Source organism: Salinicoccus sediminis (genome assembly GCF_000986795.1).
Lineage (GTDB): Bacteria > Bacillota > Bacilli > Staphylococcales > Salinicoccaceae > Salinicoccus > Salinicoccus sediminis.
On the sequence record NZ_LAYZ01000026.1, the window covers coordinates 65,687 to 87,542 of the forward strand.

At 47.9% G+C, this 21,856-nt stretch carries 21 protein-coding genes; 14 read left to right on the forward strand and 7 right to left on the reverse strand.

Annotated features, from left to right (window positions below; all coding sequences use genetic code 11):
• Positions 1-12: 12 nt before the first annotated feature.
• Positions 13-1,404, reverse strand: a complete 1,392-nt coding sequence (locus WN59_RS12805; RefSeq protein ID WP_046580736.1) for an L-cystine transporter — start codon at positions 1,402-1,404, stop codon at positions 13-15.
• Positions 1,405-1,501: 97 nt separating this feature from the next.
• Positions 1,502-3,568 (reverse strand): HelD family protein, encoded by a 2,067-nt coding sequence (locus WN59_RS12810; RefSeq protein WP_046580737.1) that lies wholly within the window; start codon positions 3,566-3,568, stop codon positions 1,502-1,504.
• A 140-nt stretch (positions 3,569-3,708) separates the two neighbouring features.
• Here WN59_RS12810 and WN59_RS12815 point away from each other — a divergent pair, with 140 nt between their 5' ends.
• The 8 genes from WN59_RS12815 (at position 3,709) to WN59_RS12850 (ending at position 12,670) form a co-directional block, all read left to right on the forward strand.
• Positions 3,709-4,119, forward strand: coding sequence for a hypothetical protein (locus WN59_RS12815; RefSeq protein ID WP_046580738.1), 411 nt, complete (start codon positions 3,709-3,711; stop codon positions 4,117-4,119).
• Between the two features lie 102 nt (positions 4,120-4,221).
• Positions 4,222-5,721: a pyruvate kinase gene (locus WN59_RS12820; RefSeq protein ID WP_052747449.1), complete on the forward strand. Its 1,500-nt coding sequence runs from the start codon at positions 4,222-4,224 to the stop codon at positions 5,719-5,721.
• Between the two features lie 141 nt (positions 5,722-5,862).
• Positions 5,863-7,014, forward strand: a complete 1,152-nt coding sequence (locus WN59_RS12825) for a hypothetical protein (RefSeq protein ID WP_046580741.1) — start codon at positions 5,863-5,865, stop codon at positions 7,012-7,014.
• Positions 7,015-7,040: 26 nt separating this feature from the next.
• Positions 7,041-8,273, forward strand: a complete 1,233-nt coding sequence (locus WN59_RS12830) for a metal-dependent hydrolase family protein (protein WP_082099319.1) — start codon at positions 7,041-7,043, stop codon at positions 8,271-8,273.
• A gap of 57 nt (positions 8,274-8,330) precedes the next feature.
• Entirely contained in the window at positions 8,331-9,230 is a 900-nt protein-coding gene (locus WN59_RS12835) for a diacylglycerol/lipid kinase family protein (protein WP_046580742.1), read from the forward strand.
• Positions 9,231-9,360: 130 nt separating this feature from the next.
• Positions 9,361-10,200: a YitT family protein gene (locus WN59_RS12840; protein WP_082099325.1), complete on the forward strand. Its 840-nt coding sequence runs from the start codon at positions 9,361-9,363 to the stop codon at positions 10,198-10,200.
• Between the two features lie 129 nt (positions 10,201-10,329).
• Positions 10,330-11,403: a hypothetical protein gene (locus WN59_RS12845; RefSeq protein WP_046580743.1), complete on the forward strand. Its 1,074-nt coding sequence runs from the start codon at positions 10,330-10,332 to the stop codon at positions 11,401-11,403.
• Between the two features lie 142 nt (positions 11,404-11,545).
• Positions 11,546-12,670 (forward strand): hypothetical protein, encoded by a 1,125-nt coding sequence (locus WN59_RS12850; protein ID WP_046580744.1) that lies wholly within the window; start codon positions 11,546-11,548, stop codon positions 12,668-12,670.
• A gap of 117 nt (positions 12,671-12,787) precedes the next feature.
• Here the strand turns inward: WN59_RS12850 and WN59_RS12855 are convergent, their stop codons facing one another.
• Positions 12,788-13,222, reverse strand: a complete 435-nt coding sequence (locus tag WN59_RS12855; RefSeq protein ID WP_046580746.1) for a GNAT family N-acetyltransferase — start codon at positions 13,220-13,222, stop codon at positions 12,788-12,790.
• Between the two features lie 108 nt (positions 13,223-13,330).
• On the opposite strand from WN59_RS12855, the gene WN59_RS12860 reads away from it, so the two are divergent.
• Both WN59_RS12860 and WN59_RS12865 read left to right on the forward strand, forming a co-directional pair.
• Positions 13,331-13,768 carry an SRPBCC family protein gene (locus WN59_RS12860; RefSeq protein ID WP_046580747.1) on the forward strand — a complete coding sequence of 146 codons (438 nt, stop codon included), beginning with the start codon at positions 13,331-13,333 and terminating at the stop codon, positions 13,766-13,768.
• Positions 13,769-13,786: 18 nt separating this feature from the next.
• A complete protein-coding gene (locus WN59_RS12865; RefSeq protein ID WP_046580749.1) occupies positions 13,787-14,584 on the forward strand; it encodes a carbon-nitrogen family hydrolase in 798 nt (265 codons plus the stop codon).
• Positions 14,585-14,586: 2 nt separating this feature from the next.
• On the opposite strand, the gene WN59_RS12870 is transcribed toward WN59_RS12865, so the two are convergent.
• Together WN59_RS12870 and WN59_RS12875 are read right to left on the reverse strand one after the other, a co-directional pair.
• A complete protein-coding gene (locus WN59_RS12870; RefSeq protein WP_046580885.1) occupies positions 14,587-15,462 on the reverse strand; it encodes a LysR family transcriptional regulator in 876 nt (291 codons plus the stop codon).
• A 154-nt stretch (positions 15,463-15,616) separates the two neighbouring features.
• Positions 15,617-16,258: an SDR family oxidoreductase gene (locus WN59_RS12875; protein WP_046580750.1), complete on the reverse strand. Its 642-nt coding sequence runs from the start codon at positions 16,256-16,258 to the stop codon at positions 15,617-15,619.
• Positions 16,259-16,587: 329 nt separating this feature from the next.
• Between WN59_RS12875 and WN59_RS12880 the strand changes: the two genes are divergently transcribed.
• From WN59_RS12880 to WN59_RS12900, 4 genes are all read left to right on the forward strand, one after another.
• Positions 16,588-18,054, forward strand: a complete 1,467-nt coding sequence (locus WN59_RS12880) for a PTS transporter subunit EIIC (protein ID WP_052747450.1) — start codon at positions 16,588-16,590, stop codon at positions 18,052-18,054.
• Between the two features lie 45 nt (positions 18,055-18,099).
• A complete protein-coding gene (locus WN59_RS13360) occupies positions 18,100-18,900 on the forward strand; it encodes an alpha/beta hydrolase family protein (protein ID WP_052747453.1) in 801 nt (266 codons plus the stop codon).
• 332 nt (positions 18,901-19,232) lie between these two features.
• Positions 19,233-19,652 carry a pyridoxamine 5'-phosphate oxidase family protein gene (locus WN59_RS12895; protein ID WP_046580756.1) on the forward strand — a complete coding sequence of 140 codons (420 nt, stop codon included), beginning with the start codon at positions 19,233-19,235 and terminating at the stop codon, positions 19,650-19,652.
• 112 nt (positions 19,653-19,764) lie between these two features.
• The gene (locus tag WN59_RS12900) at positions 19,765-20,256 is read left to right on the forward strand and encodes a dihydrofolate reductase (RefSeq protein WP_046580761.1); all 492 of its coding nucleotides are present in this window, start codon (positions 19,765-19,767) and stop codon (positions 20,254-20,256) included.
• 46 nt (positions 20,257-20,302) lie between these two features.
• Here the strand turns inward: WN59_RS12900 and WN59_RS12905 are convergent, their stop codons facing one another.
• The gene (locus WN59_RS12905; protein WP_046580762.1) at positions 20,303-21,010 is read right to left on the reverse strand and encodes an alpha/beta fold hydrolase; all 708 of its coding nucleotides are present in this window, start codon (positions 21,008-21,010) and stop codon (positions 20,303-20,305) included.
• A gap of 121 nt (positions 21,011-21,131) precedes the next feature.
• Positions 21,132-21,854 (reverse strand): GDSL-type esterase/lipase family protein, encoded by a 723-nt coding sequence (locus WN59_RS12910; RefSeq protein WP_046580763.1) that lies wholly within the window; start codon positions 21,852-21,854, stop codon positions 21,132-21,134.
• Positions 21,855-21,856: the final 2 nt, after the last annotated feature.

Sequence of the window (21,856 nt, forward strand, 5' to 3'; positions counted from 1 at the left end):
TCGATAATCATTTTAGACTTCAGCAGTCAGTTCATCCAGGTTATGGGAGTTGTAGACATCTTTGTCGATCTGACCGTTAGTCTTGGCAGTTACTGTGCCCGAAACCATGGACCCGCTGACGTTGAGTGCTGTACGTCCCATATCGATGAGTGGCTCGACCGAGATGAGTACGGCTGCGAGTGCAATCGGCAGGTTCATTGTTGAAAGTACCACGATTGCAGCGAATGTCGCACCGCCGCCGACGCCTGCGATTCCTAGGGAGGCAATGACTGTAACGGCGATCAATGTGATGATGTATGTCGCGTTGACTTCAATGCCGACCGCCGGTGCTATCATGATGCCAAGCATTGCCGGATAGATTCCTGCACAGCCGTTCTGTCCGATGGACAGTCCGAAACTTCCGGAGAAGTTGGCGATGCTTGATGGCACGCCGAGACGGATTCTCTGTGTCTGGATGTTCAGGGGCAGCGTCCCTGCACTGGAACGGGAAGTGAATGCGAATAACAGCGTTTCAGATGTCTTCTTGAAGTACTGGACAGGGTTCAAACCGGTCAGTGAGATGATGACGAGATGAACCAGGAACATCGCAATCAATGCGGCATAGGAAGCGATTACGAACAATCCGAGGTCGTAGATGGCCTGGAAATCCGAAGTGGCTACTGTGTTTGCCATGATGGCGAATATTCCGTATGGTGTCAGTGCAAGTATGATTTTCACCAGCTGCATGACCCATTCGTTGACGGCTACGATTCCGCCCCTGACTTTCTCACCTGTGTCAGGATTGCTCTTGACCAGGCGGACCAGGCTGAGCCCCATGAATACCGCGAAGAATACTACCGCAATCGTTGATGTTGCACGTTCACCTGTAAAATCAAGGAATGGATTTGCCGGAAGTAGTGAAACCAGCTGCTGCGGCAGTGTCTGGTCTTCGACTTCCTGGGCGCTCGTTTCAAGGGAAGAAGCTCTTTCATTCTCCGCTTCACCAAGGTTGAGGCTTGAAGCATCGAGATTGAAAAGCAGGGCGGCAGTGATACCGATTGCAGCGGCTATGGCCGTTGTGCCGAGCAGTATCAGGATGATCTTAACCCCCGATTTCAGGAATTTCTCCTGCATGTCCATCTTGGCGAAAGCTCCGAGGATGGAGATGAAGACCAGCGGCATGACGATCATCTGCAGGAGACGGACGAAACCGTCGCCGACGATCGCCATCCAGTCGGTCGTAGTTGTTATGACGGTATTTTCAACGCCGTAGATCAGCTGAAGCATCGCTCCGAATACAAGACCGACCAATAGACCGATCATGACACGGTATGAGAATTTGACATTGCGTTTTTTCAGGAGCATGAGTGCTCCAATCAATGTCAGAAAGATGACAAGATTGATAATGATAAGCAAAATATCCATGACAATAACTCCTCTTTTTAAAATCAAAGCAGAGTAATTATATAGGATTTAATCCGGGTTGTAAAGTCGGTGTTGAAAAAAATCAATATTCACTCATCTATTCGATGATGTACAGATGTCTGGTCGCCCGGGAGGAGAGTACATACATGATGTGGTCCTCGTTTTCATATTCCGCCGTCCCGGTCAGGACGACCGTGTTGTATTCGAATCCTTTAGACAGATAGTAGGGCAGGATGATGAATGACTGGTTGTAGAGTGTATCCTTCTCCTGAAGATTGCGGAACTGCGGGAATTCATCTGAAAGTTCGCTGTAAAGTGCGTCGGCGGATTCCTTTGACGGTGTGATGATTGCGACCTGCGGCCTGTCCTGTGCCCGCAGTATTTCCCTTATCTTTTCTGTATGGTCCCGGGCATGGAGTTTCTGTACTTCCTCTCCGTCTACGGAAACGGACTGGATCGAATCCGGTACAAGGCTGTTCAGGAATGCATTGATCTGGTTGGTGGACCGGTATGAACGTTCCAGATGCTTCTGCACATGGTTTTTGGCGACGAGTGCGTCCTTGTCAGCGGGGTGGATCTGCTGGTTGGGATCGCCGAGGCTCGTGAATGATGCCTTCCTGTAATAATGGCGCATCACATAATACTGTATATTCGAGTAGTCCTGCACTTCATCGATCAGTACATGCTGCACGGAGCGGTCATGTGCCCCGAGCAGGTGGATATAGATGTAGAGCATCGGTGCGATGTCTTCATATTTGAAATCGTTCTCCTTGATCGAACGGACGGTCCTGTTCCTGAAGCCTTTATCCTCGATGGAATTGATATAGAGCTTCTCGATGTGGATGAACCTGAAAAGCATAATCTGTTTGTGTGCCTGTTTCAGCTGATTTTTCGCATAGGAGTGGGCCTCTTCCCTGAGCTGGTGCTTTTCACCGATATACTTGTTCTGGCTGTTGAGTTCCATGAATCTGGCTTCCCTGATTTCAGCCACACGTGCCGAGTAGAGGGACAGCAGGCGTTCCTTTATCTTCAGCAGGCGTTTAGTGACCGGGTGGTGGGAGAGTTCTTTGTAGAAAATATCATGCAGCTTCTCTTTGCCGATGAAGATTCCGTCTCTATCCTTCAGACCCCTGAATTCCATTCCCTGATCGGCGAGACTGCCGAGGAATGCATGCAGTGATCTGAAGTACCGGAGAGAGGATTTGTATTCATAGATGTCCTGCGCCCGGGCGTCCTCACGCAGCCTCCTGATGTTCCCGTAGACCGTTTCAAAACGGCGTGCCTTGAAATAGGGGAACTGGCCGAGCAGACGGTAGAAGGTTATGTTTTTGACGTGTTTTTCACCGAGTTCCGGCAGCACGTCCGACAGGTAGTCGTTGAACACTTCATTCGGTGAGATGAGCAGGATGTTTTCGGGTTCCAGGATATCCTTATGCTGATAGAGCAGGAATGCAATCCGCTGCAGGGCAAGGGAGGTCTTGCCGCTCCCCGGCGGCCCGTATACCAGAGTATCCTGCCTGAGCGGCTGGCGGATGACTTCGTTCTGTTCCTGCTGGATTGTGGAGACGATGTTCCTGAGTTTCGACTGGGAGGAGTCGGTTATCATGTTCTGGAGGATCTCATCCCCGATATACATGTCACTGTCGAACATCTTCTGGAGCTTCGAGTCCTCAACAATGAACTGCCTCCTGCCGGCAACATTTGCGTCAATCCGGCTCCCGTCGGGTATCGTATAGGAAAGCGCGCCGGTCTCGTTCTCATAGAAGAGGCTGGCAACCGGTGTACGCCAGTCGTATATCAGGAGGTCGTTATCCTTATTCCTTATCGTTCCGGTGCCGATATATATGTCTTCACCATCGACTGTGATTTTGCCGAAGTAGGGTTTCGGAATCATGCGTTTTGTCCGTCTGTACATGGCATCGATGAAGTTGAAGTTCACCTCGGTAGTCCGGAGCTCCGGCAGCATCTGTATGAACTGATGGATGTTTCCGGATTCGAAATCGGCATCGATGGATGCAACCTCTTCGTTTATTGCTTCACGGTTTGAGCGGATACCCTTTTTGAGGTTATCGCGTTCGAGTGAGAGTTTAGTGTTATAGGCCTTTAAAAAATCGACTGTCAGCATCAGGTGCTGTTTTTCTTCTTCCAATGATAAGTGTGCCAAATGCTTATCCCCCTCATTTTTGATAGGAAATCCATCATATAAGGTTTTGCACTGCAATAACAGTCTTAAATTACCTTTTTGCATATGATATAATGGAATTGTGAAATTCGACTCACCAATATTTTAAAGGAACAGGTGCTATGGGCAAAATACTACTCTCCGGTCTCATCAGCGGTACTGTGGCGGGGTTGCTTTTGGCCGGTGCATTTTTATATGTCCAGTTATCCACTGATATAGAGCTTCTGGATCTGCTGCTCAACCTCGATTTCATCAGCACAGAAGAGCCGCATATCGTCATCCAGATAATGCTTCATCTGCTCGTATCCGTCGTGATGGCAACCATTCTGAAATGGGTCTACATAAACCGGAGCAAACTCTACATGCCGTCAATGGTGATGATCTGGCTCATCACGACGATGCTGTATTACATTCTGTCAACGCAGGCCGAGGAACCGATGGAACTTCACAGCTACATCGGCTGGACACTGTGGTCGATCTTCCACATCGGCTATCTTGAAGTGCTCCACATCTGCTATGAAAAGCGAATCTAAACGAAGCACGGGCCCGGGCCCGTGCTTTTTTCGCGGCGTAAATAAACCCTCGTCATCCCGGGTATACATACAATATATATGAACGGACGGGGAGTGGTATCAATGGATATGAAAGAAGGCAGGGCACTGCTTGAAAAAGTGATGGAAGTGAGAAAATCCGTGATAGAGGAAGGGGACAGACTGTATGGCCGCTGGAACCGGACGCCGATCAGAAAGGCGTATGAGAACAGCGCTCAGAACCTGGCCCATTATATGGCGTTCCGCAAAATGGATCTCCGGGAACTGCAGGAACGCCTGATACCGTGGGGTGTCTCGTCCCTCGGCCGGCTGGAGGCGGATGTCCTTGGCACACTGAATGCGCTGACGAAGACACTCGGAAGCATTACCGGGGAGGATGTCGGAGGCATTGACTACCGTTCCCAGGCATCGTTCCGGGAGCGCAATGAAGCCCTCAGGAATAACACGGACGAAATATTCGGCGGGAACCGTCATGACAGGAATGAACGCATACTGGTCACCATGCCGGCGGCGGCCGGATCGGACTACAGTCTGGTGGAATCGCTGATTTCGTCAGGCATGAATATGGCGCGCATAAACTGTGCTCATGACGATCCGGAAGTATGGGGGGGCATGATCGAAAATATACGGGAAGCGGAAAAGAAGACCGGACATACATGCCGTGTGCTCATGGATATCAGCGGCCCGAAAATCCGCACGAAGACACTGCTCACAACAAAGAGGAATCCGAAAGTGAAAGAGGGCGAACGTTTCCTGATATCGGGGCAGACATCCATGACGCTGCCGAAAGGCATCGAACTTGCTGTGAACACATCCGTGCCCGAAGTGCTTGGGAAAATGAAAAAAGGCCAGGTCGTGAAGCTCGATGACGGACATATCGAAGCAGAAGTGACGGAAACGGTTGACGGGGGCGTCATCTGTGAAGTGGTGCGGACCGTCAAGGAAAATGGTGTGAAGGTGAAGACCGAAAAAGGCATCAATATTCCGGATGTGGACTATAAGCTCGACGTATTGACCGAACAGGACTACAAAGATCTGGATTTTGCCGCCGGGCATGCGGATGCCATCGCATTTTCATTCATCAAGGATAAGAGTGACATCGACCTGATCGAAACGGCGCTCCGTGACAGGCTGACTGATGAAAGGCGGGACCTGCCGGCGATTGCCAAGATCGAGACGACCGAAGGCATAAGGAATCTGCCGGAAATCATCCAGCAGGCAGCCGGAGCACGGCCCTTCGGCGTCATGCTGGCACGCGGGGACCTTGCTGTGGAGACAGGGTACGAGCGGCTGAGCGAGGTGCAGGAGGAATTGCTGTGGATATGCGAAGCGGGCCATGTGCCGGTGATCTGGGCTACACAGGTCGTGGAATCACTGGTCAAGACCGGGATTCCGACCCGCTCTGAAATTTCCGATGTCGTTGCTGGTTCCAGGGCAGAATGCATCATGCTCAACAAAGGGGACTATATCGTCGACGGTGTCGAAGTCGTCTCTGATATCCTCAAGAAATTCGAAGTCCATCAGTATAAGAAGACCGCGATGCTCAGGTCGCTCAGTATTGCGGAGGATGCGTTTAAAGATTAATTTCATCAAAAGGCTGCAGATGCAGTCTTTTTTTGTGTATATTTATTCTGAAAACTCTTTCACTTCTGAATAATCTCTTTCTTTATCGGTGGTTTGGCTGTATAATGACTTAATCCACTTATAAAAAAGGAGTGAAAAATCATGTTGCAGGAACCGATAGTTGCCACAGTGGTGCTTTTCGCACTGATTGCTCTGGGCGAATGTATTTCCATCTACACCAGGGCGCGGATTCCGATGCTGATGACTGCGATGCTTGGATTTCTGGTCCTGACATGGATCGGCGTCTTTCCTGAAAATATTCTTGAACTGTCCACTCTCCCTGCGCTGGGAGCGATATTAATCGGACCGCTGATTGTACATATGGGGACACTGATGCGCTTCAGGATTCTGAAAAAGCAGTGGCGGGCGGTCGTCATTGCGCTGTCCGGACTGTTTGGGGCGCTTGTCCTGATTTTGGGCATTGTCACTTTCGTATATGATTTCCCGACAGCGGCGAGTGGCGTCGGTCCGGTTTCCGGCGGAGTCGTGGCCCTTCTGATCACCAATGAAAAATTGACTGAAATCGGTATGACCGGACTTATTGTCGTTCCTGTTCTGGTCCAGTCGTTCCAGGGTGTCATCGGGATGCCGCTGGCGGCTGCCTTCATGAAGAAATACGGACGGAATTTCATGGCTGACGGCAAAGAGGCGGGGAAAATACCGTTCGATGACGAAGGGGATATCGCACGGGTGAGATTCAGCCTGATGAAGAACAACACAATCAAACTGTTCGCCATCTTTGTTCTTGCTGCCGTGGGCGTTGTGCTCGGAGAACTCACAGGCATCCACTATACGCTCTTTTGCCTGCTGTTTGGTATACTGGCACTGAATACGAACCTGCTGCCGAAGAGCGCTCTGGAGTCCGCAAATTCATTCAGTTTCATGATGGTTGCACTGATTTTTGTCATCATCGGCACGATGGGCGGCATTACGCCGCAGGATGTAGCAGAAAACATTCTGGCCGTCATCATGATTCTCGCACTCGGTATCTTCGGTATCATGTCGGGCGGCCTCATTGCATCGAAGGTTGTTGGCTGGCACCCGTACAAAGGAATGCCTGTGGCCTTGACGGCACTGATCGGTTTCCCCGGGGATTACCTGATCTGTGAGGAAGTTGCCCGCAGTGAGACGGACAACCCGGCAGATGAGAAGAAGCTGTTTCAGGAACTTGTGACACCGATGCTGATTGGCGGGTTTGTCACAGTGACCGTCGCTTCTGTCTTCATTGCTACATTCGTCATGAGTCTCATTTAATTCATCTTAAAATAGGAGTGTTTATATTGGATAGATTATTCATTAAAAATGTAAATCTGATCGATGGAACAGGAAGTGACATGGTAAAGAATACGAATGTCTATGTGGAGGATGGCAGATTCAGTACTGTCGGTCCTGACGTCACACCGGCGGAAGATGCTGAAGTGGTGGACGGTAAAGGCCAGTACATGCTGCCGGGTATGATTGATGCCCACGTCCATATGATGACGGAATTCAAGCCGCTGGAAGAAAGGCTCACCACACCGTTCTCGTATAATTTCTATGCTGCAGCAGACTATCTGAAACGTACGCTGAATGCGGGAGTCACATCAGTACGGGATGCGCTCGGCAGCGACCTCGGACTCAAAAAGGCGATTGACGATGGACTGGTGAAAGGACCACGCATGCAGATCAGTGTCAATGCACTGACGATTACGGGCGGCCACGGCGATGGTTACAACTACTCAGGTGTTGTGGCCGACCTGATGCAGGCACATCCGGGGATGCCGCACGGTGTGTGTGACGGCGTGGAGGAAGTGCGCAAGAAGACGCGTGAGATGCTGCGTGCCGGGGCGGATGTCATCAAGGTCCATGCCACCGGCGGCGTTTCGAGTCCGACGGACCATCCGAAATTCACGCAGTTCTCACCAGAGGAGCTCAAAGTGATCGTCGAGGAGGCACGGTTCCGTAACGGTGTCAAAGTCATGGCGCACGCCCAGGGGCTTGAAGGTATCAGGCAGTGTGTGGAAGCGGGCATCCATTCCATAGAGCACGGCATATTCCTTGATGATGAAGTGTGCGGCAAGATGAAGGACCAGGGCACATATCTCGTGCCGACACTCCTTGCGCCGGTCTCCGTCCTTGAATTCTCCGAAGAGCTCGGCATGGCACAGACGGCAATCGATAAATCGAAGGAAGTGCTGGACTACCATAAAGAGAGCTTCACGAGAGCCTATAACGCCGGTGTGAAGATTGCGATGGGCACAGATGCCGGGGTGTTCAAGCATGGTACGAACCTGCGTGAACTTGAACTCATGGTCGAGTGCGGCATGACTCCGATGGATGCGATTGTCTCGTCCACAAAAACCTCTGCCGAATGTCTCGGGTATACGGACATCGGTCTCGTCAAGGAAGGGTATGTGGCGGACTTCATCTTCTCAGAAGAGAATCCGCTTGAAGACATCGGCGCCCTGAAAGACAATGACAACATCAAGCTTGTCGCGAAAGATGGCGTCATCCATAAAAATATAATAGAATGAATATAAGTCATTGATTCTGGATTATCATCCAGAATCTTTTTTAATGTGGAGGGGAATATGAAAAAGGCAGCGGTGATTTTCAATAAAAAGTCCGGCAGGACGAAGGACCGGCCGATGGAATATGAAATCATTGAACAGCTCGGCTCAGCCGGTTACGATGTGGAAATTCTGTATACGCCACCGGAAGGGGCAAGGCAGCTTGCAAAGGAAAAGGCGGCAGGGAGCGACCTGATCGTGGCGGCCGGCGGAGACGGTACCATCGGTGAAGTCATCGGCGGCATCACAGAAAGCGGCTGTAAACCGCTGCTGTCCGTACTGCCGGCGGGCACTGTGAATGATTATGCCCGTACACTCGGTCTCCCGCTGGATCTGAACGATACAATCAGTGCCCTTTCTGAAAAACAGAGAACCATCGAAGCGGACGTCATCAGGTACAATGATCAGTATGCCGGCTATCTGATTGCACTCGGCGATTTCATGGAATCCTTCACCCGCGTCAAGTCAGAGACTAAAAATCGTTTCGGTTCGATTGCCTATCTGCATACCGGAATTCGGGCGCTTGTGACCATGAAACCCTATGAGGTCAGAATAACGCTGGCGGATGAGGAAATAATGGAGCAGTCATTGCTGACAATCGTCGCCAACGCATCATCTGTCGGCAGTTTTGAAAGGCTTCTGCCGGAAGCGTCCCTCGATGATGGAAACCTGCATGTACTGAATATCAGAGAATCCAGTCCGAAGGAAATCCTGGAAATCATATGGCTGGCATTGAAAAACAGGATTACAGAGCACAAAAACGTCCGGTACTTAAAAACCGAATGGCTGAAGGTAGAGGCGGACCGGCTTTCTGTGATGGATGTTGACGGTGACCCGTATCCGTTTGAGCCGCTTGATATCAGCCTTCTGAAAGGGAGGGTCAGAGTCAGCATTCCTGAAAAAGAAGGAAATGAAAAATGAAACAGCCAAGTTGAAATATTTCCCTTTTTGATTTATCATATATCGGTGGCTTAAACGAAGAGAAGGAGGAATAATTGTGAAAATCAGAGACAGACTCAAGAAAATCAACTTTGAAAAAAGGAAATTGGCCATCCGTCCGCGGATCACCCAGCAGACACTGATCAACCTCGCGACAGTCATCTTCGGTTCTTTCATATTTTCGATCGGGGTCAACACTTTCATGATTGCAGGGAATCTCGGTGAAGGCGGAGTCACTGGTATCGCGATTATACTCCTCTATGCATTTGATATATCACCGGCGATTTCAACATTCGTACTTAACGCACTTTTATTGGCGGTCGGTTTTAAATTTTTGAGCAAACGCTCCATGTACTATACGATATTCGTCGTGTTCCTCATGTCATTCTTCCTGTGGATGACGGAAACATGGCATATCGAAACAGATGAAATACTGATCAACACCGTATTCGGCGGCATGTTCGTGGGACTCGGCATCGGGCTGATCATCAGAATAGGGGCGACAACAGCCGGAACGACGATACTGGCACAGCTCGCCAACAAGTATCTCGATGTCAACGTATCCTATGCACTGCTGTTCTTTGACATGATCGTCATCACCATCGGACTTTCAGTGATGACATTCGAACAGGTGCTGCTCACGGTCATCGCGCTGTACATCGCAGCAAAAGTTATGGATTTCATCATCGAGGGCATGAACCCGAAAAAGGCGATCACCATCATTTCCGAACACCCGGAACTGCTTGGCAAGATGATCAACAGTGAAATCGGCCGCGGCGTGACATCCATGAACGGCAAAGGCTTCTACACGCAGGAGGATAAGGACATCCTCTATGTCGTGATCAACAAAAACCAGCTGACCCGGATAAAGCGGCTCATCAAGAAATATGATGATAACGCATTCGTCGTCGTACACGATGTGAACAGTGTTCTCGGGAACTATTTCATATAAAATATCAGGGATTGGAAGATTTATGCTTTCAATCCTTTTTTTATGGGTAATAGAGTAATGTTACAAAAATATTACGGTAATCCGAAAATTCCGTTAGTTTAAATTTGCAGATTGGGTGGGTGGAATTTTATGAAGAAGCTGTTCCCGCTGACGCTGGTTGGAGTATTGTTACTTGGGGCATGCGGCGGAGAGGAGAATCCGGAGGAAGAAAATACGGGAGAAGACAGGGGCGAGGAAGAAACGACCGAAGAGATGACTGGGGAAGAAGCGACAGAAGAAGAGACGACAGAAGATGATTCTGCGAGTGCCACAGATGAAGAATCGGCAGAAGCGGATGATGAATCAACCGAAGAACCCGGGACCACGGAAACATCATCTGAAGATCAGCCTGAGGATTTGACAGAAGCGGAGATTGACGAGGAAGAGCTCAGAAGTGCGTATGATATCGATCAGGACAAAGTGGACATGGTGGAAAATGCGACGGAAACGGATAATACTGTCGATGATGTGCTTAAAGCACCTTCTGAAATTACATCATATATACAGGACACGTCAATCATCATCGAAGTCACAGAAGGTGAGGAAATCACGGATCAGTCATTCCAGGGCATCACAGCAGAAGTCGATGAAACGGATGGGGAACTCGAGGTGGCGTCAGACTACTTCGATGAAAATTATGAAATCATCCAGCCGCATGGATACGGAAACAGTGAGACAGACGAGCTGTTCATTTACTCAGAAACGGGATGGGAGGACTATTCCACACAATACGGAGTGGAAGAGCTGATATACGGTACTTATTCCAACACACACGAAATCATAGAAGAGATGCCCGATTCACTGCAGGTGCTGGAAGAGGGCGATTATGACATCCTATACTATACAGGGAACGATGACGTCGTCCATCAGCTGTACCAGGATACATTTCAGGTGGAGTTCACGGGAGCGGATATGGATGAACTGGAACTGGGATTCGTGGCATTCATCAACAAAGAATCCGGTGACCTGGAAAGCGCCAATCTGATAGCATCAGCGCCCGGGCAGCAGAATCCGGAGCAGATCCTCACCATTGAAATCATCCTGAACTACCAGGAATACGGAATATTTGACGGTAATACAGAAATCAAAAAGCCCAATCCTGATGACATGGGCAGCACGTCAGAAGAAGGTGAGGATGAAGGTATAGAAGGATCACTTGAATAATCTGTGGATGAACCGGACTGTATTTTATTCGAGGGAAAGATGTCTAATGAACATTTTTTGTATAAAATGTTACAAAATAATAACGAAAATGTTACCATGATAATGAGATTTTCATATTTTACATTAAGGTGGAGTGGATCATATGAAGAGATTATTGTCAGCTACACTTATCGGAACGCTGTTTTTAGCAGCATGCAACGGTGGCGGAGAAGAAAACGGTGAAGAGGAAAATACCGAAGAGACGACAACAGAGGAAACCTCAGAAGGCACAAATGAAGAGAGTGCAGAAGAGGATAGTTCAGAAGAAGAGTCGACAGAGGAAGAAAGTACGGAAGAGGAGTCGACGGAGGAGGATAGTTCAGAAGAGGAATCCGGCGGAGAAAGTGGCGAAGGTAGCGATGATGGTGAATCTGATGCCGATGCTTCCGGATCTGATGAGGAAAGTTCGGAAGACGGATCATCTGGAGACACTTCTGATGGGGATGTCGATGAAGCGGATATGAAACAGGCATATGATCTTGGTCAGGATAAGGCTGATATGATTGAAAGCGCCGAAGATACGGATATGTCCGTGGAGGAGGTCCTTCAGGATCCATCGGAGGTGACATCATACATTCAGGAGACAGCAATTGCCATCGAAGTCACTGATGGCGAGCAGGTCCTTGATGAATCATTCACTGGAAACAGGGCTGAAGTGAATGAAAGTGACGGAGGACTTGAAGTTGCCTCAGACTATATCGATGAGAATTTCAATGTGACCCAGCCCCACGGTTATGCAAACAGTGAAACAGGTGAAGTGATTCTCAACAGTCAGGAAGGCTGGATGGATTATTCCGGCCAGTATTCCCCTGATGAGCTGGTCTACGGCATATACTCGAATGTACATGAACTTATCGGACAGATTCCGGATTCTATGGAAGTGAAGGAAGCCGGTAATTATTATCTTCTCTATTACACAGGGGATGATGACGAAGTACATGACCTCTATCAGGAATACTTCCAGGTGCAATTTACAGGAGCGAACATGGAAGAACTGGAAACAGGGCTGGTTGCATTCATAAACAAAGAATCAGGTGAACTGGAAAGTGCAAACCTGATTGCGTCCGCACCTGCACAGCAGGATCCGCAGCAGGAAATCAAAATTGAAATCATCCTGAATTATTCGGATTATGGTGCGTTTGATGACACTGAGGTCAAAAAGCCGAATCCGGATGAAATTACAACAGCTCCGGAGGACGAAGGGGACGTAGAGGGATCAGTTGAATAAATTATTGGGACAGGGCGGAATCTTTAGGTTTCGCCCTGTCTTTGCGTTTTGAGACACTTAATACCTATTATGTGTTTCCGGGACACGGGAAAACGGGCGGTGCCGCCTAAAATGGAATCATTCCTCACTTCCATCTCTCCTCATCACGTAGATGATCTGTTTATCAGTTTCAGCGAGAATCTCAAAGCCTTTGTAGGCAAGCCAGTTTTTGGTGAATGAATTTTTAGGGACTGTATCCATCATCAGATAGATTTCCTCGACTCCGGAAGCCTCATTTATATATGCATCCATCAATTTCGAGGCGAGCCCCATGCTTTTATATTCAGGGTGGACGATCAGATCTGCGATATATTGGGTGAATTCCATATCCCCGGAGGAGCGTATGATGCCCACCATCTGCGCATCGTCCCATGCGGTAACTATGTAATCTGAGGTGACGGCTGCATCATAGAGTGCATCGAGTCTGCCTTCATATGAGCTGTAGCCTTTGCTCATATACAGGCTGTTGATATCTTTTGAAGTGAAACTTCTATCTTTTCTTAGTTCCAACATTCTTTCATCCTTTTTAAATCATGATAATCGAGTGCATGGATAAATGAAAGAAAAATGATATGATTATTACATAATATCCAATTTCTTTGAGGAAAGAGTGGTCTTCGTATGGAACTTTACAGATATGATAAGCAGATGAAAGCTTCACCGGAGGAAATCTTTGATGTGGTGAATGATGATGAAAAACTGAAACAGTGGAGTCCCATATTTGAGGGTAACGACTATTTTACAGAGGAAGAACGTGCGAGGGGCACAAAATTCAGGACTAGACTTAAAGTGCTGAATAAAACCTATCAGTTCCGTTCACAGATTACAGAATATGAAGAGAATCGGTATGTTAAAGTGCGGACGACTCTTAAGCAGGGCACGATCACCTCAGCTTTCGAACTCGCTCCATCCAGCAACAATGAAACCCAGGTGACTGTGACAAGCAATTTCGAAGGTGCGGGTAGGAAATACAACCTGATCTTAAGAGGTGCCAAACCGGTGATCAAGAGGGTGCTGGACAATCAGGTCAACAAGCTCGAACAGATAGCAGCAGAATGACTATGAAGGGGTGACGATATGAACATCAAAATACTTCAGTTTAAAGTGACATATGGTGATGTCGACAGTAACATCGAAAAGGTGAAAACACTTTTTGAAAAAGAGGATCTTATCGGAATGGATATTGTCGTACTGCCGGAGATGTGGACGACCGGCTATGACCTGGAAAATGTGGACAGGCTTGCCTGCCGCAGCCTTGAACCGGCAAAAGCCGTCATTTCAGAGCTGGCTGTAAAGTACAATGTCAATATCGTGGCCGGGTCGGTGGCGAATGCCATCGACGATACCGGCGACATATACAACACAGCATTCGTCATCGACCGCAGCGGGGGACTGGTCTATCAGTATTCAAAAATACACCTCGTCCCGATGCTGAACGAACCTGAATATCTGGCCGGCGGCACAGACAAAGTGGATACTTTCGAACTGGAGGGTGAAACATTCGGACTCGTCATCTGTTATGACCTCCGGTTCCCGGAATTGTTCAGGGATCTGACGATGAAGGGGGCGACGGCGATATTCGTCGTCGCAGAGTGGCCGCTTGCCCGTAAAAAACACTGGGAGACGCTGCTCAAGGCCCGTGCGATTGAAAACCAGGGATACATCATCGCTTCGAACACTTACGGAGAGATAGCGGATCAGACATTCGCCGGCCGCTCCATGATCATCGGGCCGTTCGGTGATGTGGAGGATGAAGCGGATGACAGCTCAGAAGCTGTTGTAACAGGCGCGACGGAGGGCAAGGAAGTGGACCGGATAAGGAAGGAAGTCCCCATATTTGACAGCAGGAAACGTGAGATGTACCACTTCCTGTAAAATTATTGGCCGATGTTCCAGTAATCTTTACAGTAATCGATCAGAGAGAGCACTTCCCCGGAGTGTTTTCTCTTTTTTAATGTGTTCATATAAATCGTCCGTTTGATGGCCGGCTCGATCTTTATTACGTTCAGACCGTCCGTGTTGAATGACTGATAATACATCCTCGGGATGACGGCGTAGCCCATGCGCTGGTGCACGAAATTCGTGGCGGCTTCAAAACGGTCGACCTCGAGGACGATTGTCGGACGTACATTCATAAGCTGGAAGTAGTCATCAAGGTGCCTTCTCACCTGATACTCGTTGTTGGGCAGTATCAGTGGGAGGTCTTTGATGGAGATGGATTCCTGATCTGAAAAGTCATCAGACGGTGTGATCAGTACATAATCCTCTTCATAGAGGGCGACTGAATCGATATCCTCATGCTTCACGTGTTCATTGGTCAGTCCGATATGGATATCGAAATTTAAAAGAGAATTGACGATACTTGCGTGGTCCAAAATTTCAAGAATCTGGTAATGCTGGCCCGGATGCTGTTGATTATGTTTTTGTATGACAATGGGCACCCAGCGGCTCATGGATTCCAGGATGGATATCTTGATCTTCGGGGATTGGCTGACATTCAGATCATACATCTTCTCCATGGTCTGATGGTATTCCTCAACCAGTTTCACGGCATGATGGTAGAACTGTATCCCTTTCTCCGTAATCTTTATCGCCTTCGTCGTACGGATGAACAACTCGTAGCCCAGGTCATTTTCCATCCGTTTAATGGTTGCCGTAAGCGACGGCTGGCTGATATGTATCATCTTCGCTGCCTGTGTGAAGCTGTTGTATTTGACTACAGCGATGAAATATTCAAGCTGCTGGATTTTCATGATCATATCAACTCCTTCATAACTTTGGTTGGTCAATGAACTCACATACAATAGTTTATGCCTATATTTTAGCATAGCCCGGAAACATCAGTGTCCGTGACGAGAAAAAGTAACAGACGGACTTTTCCGGCTGTTACTTTTAAATTTTCAATAATTATTTGAACGGTCGGCGCTGGCCCTCCACCGCATTTTTTACAGGTATATTGCCATCCGTCAGTTCAATGATCAACTGCAATATTTCGTCCTGCCCCAACAGTTCTGCAATCACAGCTGCTACGTTTTCACGGGAGACATCTCCGTACTCTATTGCCGGTCCGATGGTAACCTGGCCGGTTCCAGCTTCATCGGTCAGTGTGCCAGGCCGGACGATGGTCCAATCAAGTCCTGAGTTTACGAGGGCGACATCCGCCTTGCGTTTCATCTTCATATAGAATTCGAAGCTGTCCGGCATATCTTTATCTCTCCATGCATCCGGGAATGCAGAGACAAGAATGAAGCGCTCGACACCGGCGCCCTTGGCTGCTTCAATCATCTTGGAAACCCCGTCGCCATCAATCTTTTCTGTGTATTCCACTCCTGCACCACCAGCAGAGAAAACAATGGCATTCAGCCCATCAAATGCACTTATGCATTCTTCAACCGGCGTATCTATGATGTCCGCCAGTTTCGATGCTACTCCGAGGGATTCTAGTTTTTCAGCCTGTCCCTTTTTGCATATGAAACCAAGAACCTCCTCACCGCAGTCTGTCAGTATTTTGCCGAGCCTTTGTCCAATGCTGCCGTTCGCTCCGATGATTCCGACTTCATTCGTATTTCTCCTTGTGGTTGAATATTAATATAGCATAAGGCTTGAAGCAGGCTTTAGGTCAAAGTAAATGCCTTGAAATTGAAAATAATGAACTGGAGTATCAGTGAGAGTGTATAAAAATTGGACCTATCCATTACTATATTTCGTTATTACGATCAGGGTATGAAACTCATTGTTTTATATGTAACATGGATATATTGCTGCATTTAATCAGATTTTCAGGGTATTCATCTACAGTATGTGAAATTTAGAAGTACACATCCTTTTGGATGCACTTTGTCATTTTTAAGAATTAAGGAAGTCAGGTGAGGATTTTCATGTCCAAGAAGAAGAAAGATTACCAGTCTCTGGCGGAAGAGGTCATCGAACTGCTCGGTGGGGAAGAGAACATCGACAATGTAATCCATTGTGTGACACGTCTGCGTTTTTACTTAAAGGATGATGCCGGGCCTGAGACTGAAAAGATAAAAGCGCTCAACGGCGTCATGGGTGTGGTGGAAGCGGGCGGTCAGTATCAGGTGGTCGTGGGTCCGGCCGTGGATGACATTTACAGAGAGGTCATGGCCCGGCTGCCTGAAAATGAGGATCAACCTATGGATGATGAAGGAGTTTCATCTAAACCAGAACACAAAACTTTCTGGGGGATAATGGGTCACAATTTCAATAAATTCATCGGTGTCATCACCGGCTCGGTCATGCCGATCATAAACATTCTCGCCGCAGCTGGGATCATCAAAGGTCTGCTTGCCGTGCTGACGTCAGCGGATATCATTTCCGATTCCGGTACTGCCTATCTGATTCTCAATGCAATGGCGGATGCGGTATTCTACTTCCTGCCTGTGCTGGTCGGCTTCAATGCTGCGAAACGTCTGAACGGAAACCCGCTGCTGACTGCCGTCATCGGTGGTGTCATCATCCATCCGACCATACTGGAAGCGGCGAACAGCGAGTCGAGCATCTTTACGCTCAGCAGTTTCGACTTTCCCTTCATGGCCTATACATACTCCATTTTCCCGATGATACTTGCTGCCTGGATGGTAAAGGTACTGGAGAATTGGCTGAAAAGATGGGTGTCCGCCTATATCCAGGCGATTTTCATCCCCATCGCTGTAATCGGAGTCGTGTCGACTGTCACACTAATCGTCACCGGGCCTGTGCTGGTCGGCTTCTCATCGCTGCTCGCCAACGGACTGGAAGCCATGCTGAGCCTGAATGCTCCGGTTTTCGGCGCGGTCATCAATGCGTTCTATCAGCTGCTGGTCGTCTTCGGCCTCCACTGGGGCATCATCCCGGTCTATGTGAATGACTTTGCGACTCTGGGCTACAGCTATCTGTCAGCAATGGTCAGTGCGACCATAGTGGGGCAGGCCGGTGCCGCGCTGGGGGTCGCGGTGAAAACCAAAAAAGCGGATATCAAGGAACTCGGTTATGCCGGTGCATTTTCGGCATTTTTCGGCATTACAGAACCGGCGATCTACGGCATCAACCTGCGCTTCCGCAGACCGTTCATCTGTGCAAGCATCGCCAGTGCAGTGGGCGGGCTGCTTACAGGCCTGCTCGGCGTCAACATGTGGAGCATCATCGGATCGATCATCGGTCTGCCATCATTCATCGACCCGGAACATGGCATTACCGCAAACTTCTGGTACGCAATACTTGTGACCGCTGTGACACTGTTCCTGGCATTCGGACTGACATATATATGGGGATACAATGACAATATGGAAATGGCCGGGAAGCGTAAGAAACCAGAAAATCCTGCGAAAAAGAATTTTTCGAAGTGAATGGCAAATGTACTATCAGAGATCCAAAATAACAGGAGGCTTATTATGGAGTCGAATTTAAATATAAGCAGTGAAATTTACGATATCCCGGCTGTAATCAATATTCCGGATACGAATTATGGTGTTTTTCCTGCAGTGATCTTATGTCATGGCACTGCATCGCAGAAAAATGAAGTCGGGGATTTATTCGTAAAATTGGGGGATAAAATGGCTGAAGCCGGCATCGCCTCCATCCGTTTCGATTTTGCCGGGTGCGGCGACAGCAAGGCGGATCAGACAGATCTCACTTTTTACGGAGAAGTTTCCGATACTGAAAAAGTCTATGAATATCTCGTTGGCCATGAAAGCATCGATTCAGACAGAATCGGCATTGTGGGATTCAGTCAGGGGGCCCGCGTGATGGCGGAGTTTCTTGGGGGGCATACGGACTCCATCAAAGCTGCAGTGAGCCTGTCCGGAGCATGCCATAACGGTGAAGGGGTCTTCAGAGGCTGGTTTGAACGATACCATGATGAGCTCGAAGAGAACGGATATGCAGAGATTCCAATGGGATGGAGAGAGGATCTCATCCTCTCAGCAAAATGGTTTGATGACATCAAATCGTCCAGTCCAATGGAGGAACTCAAAAAATATGAAGGGTGCATTCTGGCAGTTTCAGGGACAGATGATGAACTGGTCCCTTATAGGCATGTGCATGAAATATTAGACGCATGCAGCAAGGCAGAAATGAGGGATTTGAAGATCATTAAAGATGCAGATCATATTTTCAATTGCCTGGATGCTGAAAAAAGCAAAGCAGAATATGTCTTGGATTGTGTCAGCAGTTGGATGTACAGGCATATCTGAATATAATTTAACCGGGTCACTCTGCGTGTGAAACCTCTATGAAAACAGGGTGTAACATTACTGTCAGGAGGCGGTTTTGATATTAACTATGGATTCAAAAATTAATAAGCAAATCGCACAAAACTCAGCACTGGAAGGTATGCAGGTTTCAAAAGAAAAACAAAAATTGATAATGATATGGACTTTTCACTTATTGTTTTCAAACAATCTGTCAACTTACATTCAGAGATATGAATCTCATCCGGACGTGAATCCCTCATTCTCTTTTAATGGTTCATCCTGTCAATCCCGTGGTATTGATATGTATATCGATAAAAGGGACAGGTGATCACGTGGAACGTTCTGAAGCTGTAAAACGCATCACTGAAATACTGAGTGAATCGAAAATCGGTGTCTTATCCACGGCACATAACAATGAGCCGAATGCGCGCTACATGTGGTTCTACAATGACGGTCTGACATTGTATGCGAAGACCAATGATGCATCGCAGAAATATGATGAGCTGAAGGATAATCCGAAAGCGCATGTGCTGCTCGGTTTCCATGACTCACCGACTCATGCTTTTGTGGAATTTTACGGTGAGGTTGAGAGGATAGACGATCAGGAGACGATCGACTGGCTGTGGGAAGAAGCGGATAAGGAATTTTTTGATTCCAAGGAAAACCCGCACCTGAAAGCACTGAAAATTACGCCGAGTGCCATCAAGATAATGAATGACGATGAATTTGAAGATGTTAAGTTGTCACTGTAAAAATGAAGAGACTTTCATGAGTCTGTCCGACAACGCCGGATGGACTTTCTTTTTATCAGTCCCGGGAATTGGGTAAAGACAACTATGAACGGACACCGAAGGAGTGAATCGAATGCTTGCTTATGTATGGGCGGAAGATGAAAACAGATTGATTGGAAAAGGGGCCGGGCTGCCGTGGCGCCTGCCGGCGGACGTCGCCTTCTTTAAAAGGGTAACAATGCGCGGGGATATGGTGACAGGCAGGAAAACCTATGAGACGATCCCGAACCGGCCGCTGCCTGGCCGTCGCAATATCATTTTGACGGCACAGAGAGATTACGAGGCACCAGGGGCAATCGTGGTCCATACGAAAGAGGAAGTGCTGGAACTTGAAGAGAAGAATGATGAAGATCTGTACATCATCGGCGGGGCAGCACTCTTCAAAATTTTTGAGGAGGAAGTGGATGAACTGTACCGCACCATAATCCATGATTCATTTGAAGGGGACACATACTTTCCCGAGAGCTTTAATTACGAGGCATTTGAACTGGTGAAAACCGAAAAAGGGATTGTCGATGAGAAGAATAAGTATGAGCATACATTTGAATTGTGGAGAAGGAAATAGGTTCATGAACAAAAAAGCAGCCATTGGCTGCTTTTTTTCAATACGTCTAACCCATGCCCTGTATGTATTCCATTATCGACTTGGAAAATGCTTCGGGATTATCATGGTTGAGCAGATGCCCGCCCTTATCTATCACTGAAACCTCAGCCCTTTCATTTACATATTCATCAATTGTTTCGAGCTCATGATCGCTTTCACTTCCTGTGATTATATGGACGGGGAGGTTTTCTTCCAGTACCTCAGCGTTTTTACTGAATGGATACCATGATTGATTCCTTGTTATATCAAGGAACTGTCTCCAGTCCGGAGGATGGATGTTATCAAAATATGATGCTGTTTCTTTGCTTTCCAATACTTTGCTTTGCATCTCAACTTCATTTTTATGGAGTTCGATATAATTATGGGGTTCTTTGAACATGAGCCCCGAGAGTGTCAGTGATTTAACTGATGATTTATATTTCAATGCAAAATGAACTGCAACCAAAGCGCCGACAGAGACACCGACCAGATGCATGTTTTTAATCTTTAAATGTTTAACGGTTTCCGCCAGGTCATCAGCAGCGTTTTCGAAATAATTTTCGAGACTGTCACAGACGGATTTCCCATGACCTCGCAGATCGGGAAGTAGAATGCGGTGCCTGTCATCGAAATAGGGGAGGAGCTTTTCAAAATCTGTAAGACCGGTCTGTAACCCTGAATGCAGGAAAATGACCGTTTCTTCTCCGTGACCAAAATCTTCAGTATATAAAATCATCTTTTACACCACCTGTAGGCTACTCTATTGGAAAACTTTGTATATCGTTGATTATACCCATGGCCGGATTGTATGCAATTGACATATAATATGGAATTGAAACACCATTCTGATAGTGTTATCAGTCGGTAATATTCTTTTCCACTTCCCTGGCAATGCCTTCTGCACCGTCTGCATTGGGGTGCACGCCGTCAAGCTGGAACCAGTCTCTCCTCTCCTCTGTATGCTGGTTGATGTCGATGAGCCCTGCATCTTTTTCGGCTGAGACCTCTTTGATGATTTCTGTGATCTTATCAATATTTTCGTTGTTTATATCACCGGGTCTGTCCGCTTCGTTGAATGCCGCAGGCGGGGTGGCCAGATAGATTTCTGTATCCGGGTTATGTTCGGCATAGGTATCCACCAGTTCTGAATACTCTTCCCTGAACTGTTCGCGGCCGTTCCAATTTGTGCTTTTGGAGTCATTGGTGCCGAGCATGATCACAGTGATATCCGGGTTGAAATCGAGGCTGTTCTGGTACTCCTCGGTCACATCGTAGGGAAAGTCTGCGCTTTTCATGGCGGCATAGTTGTTCGCTCCAAAGTTGCCGACCCAGTATCCCCCGCCCAAGAGGGAGTCCAGCTTTGCCGGATATGCATTTTCTGATCTATTGTTTATCAGCAGCCCGTATGTTGTGCTGTCACCGACCGCCGCCACCTTGATGTCATCGTGGTCTCCTTCTGATGTACTGCCGGCACCGGGGGCGGGGGACCTGAAATAGCCGGCGGTGAAATATATGGCGGCGGCCAATATAATAGCGGCAGAAGCGCCAGTCAATATCCATTTGAATACTTTTCTGTCCATAG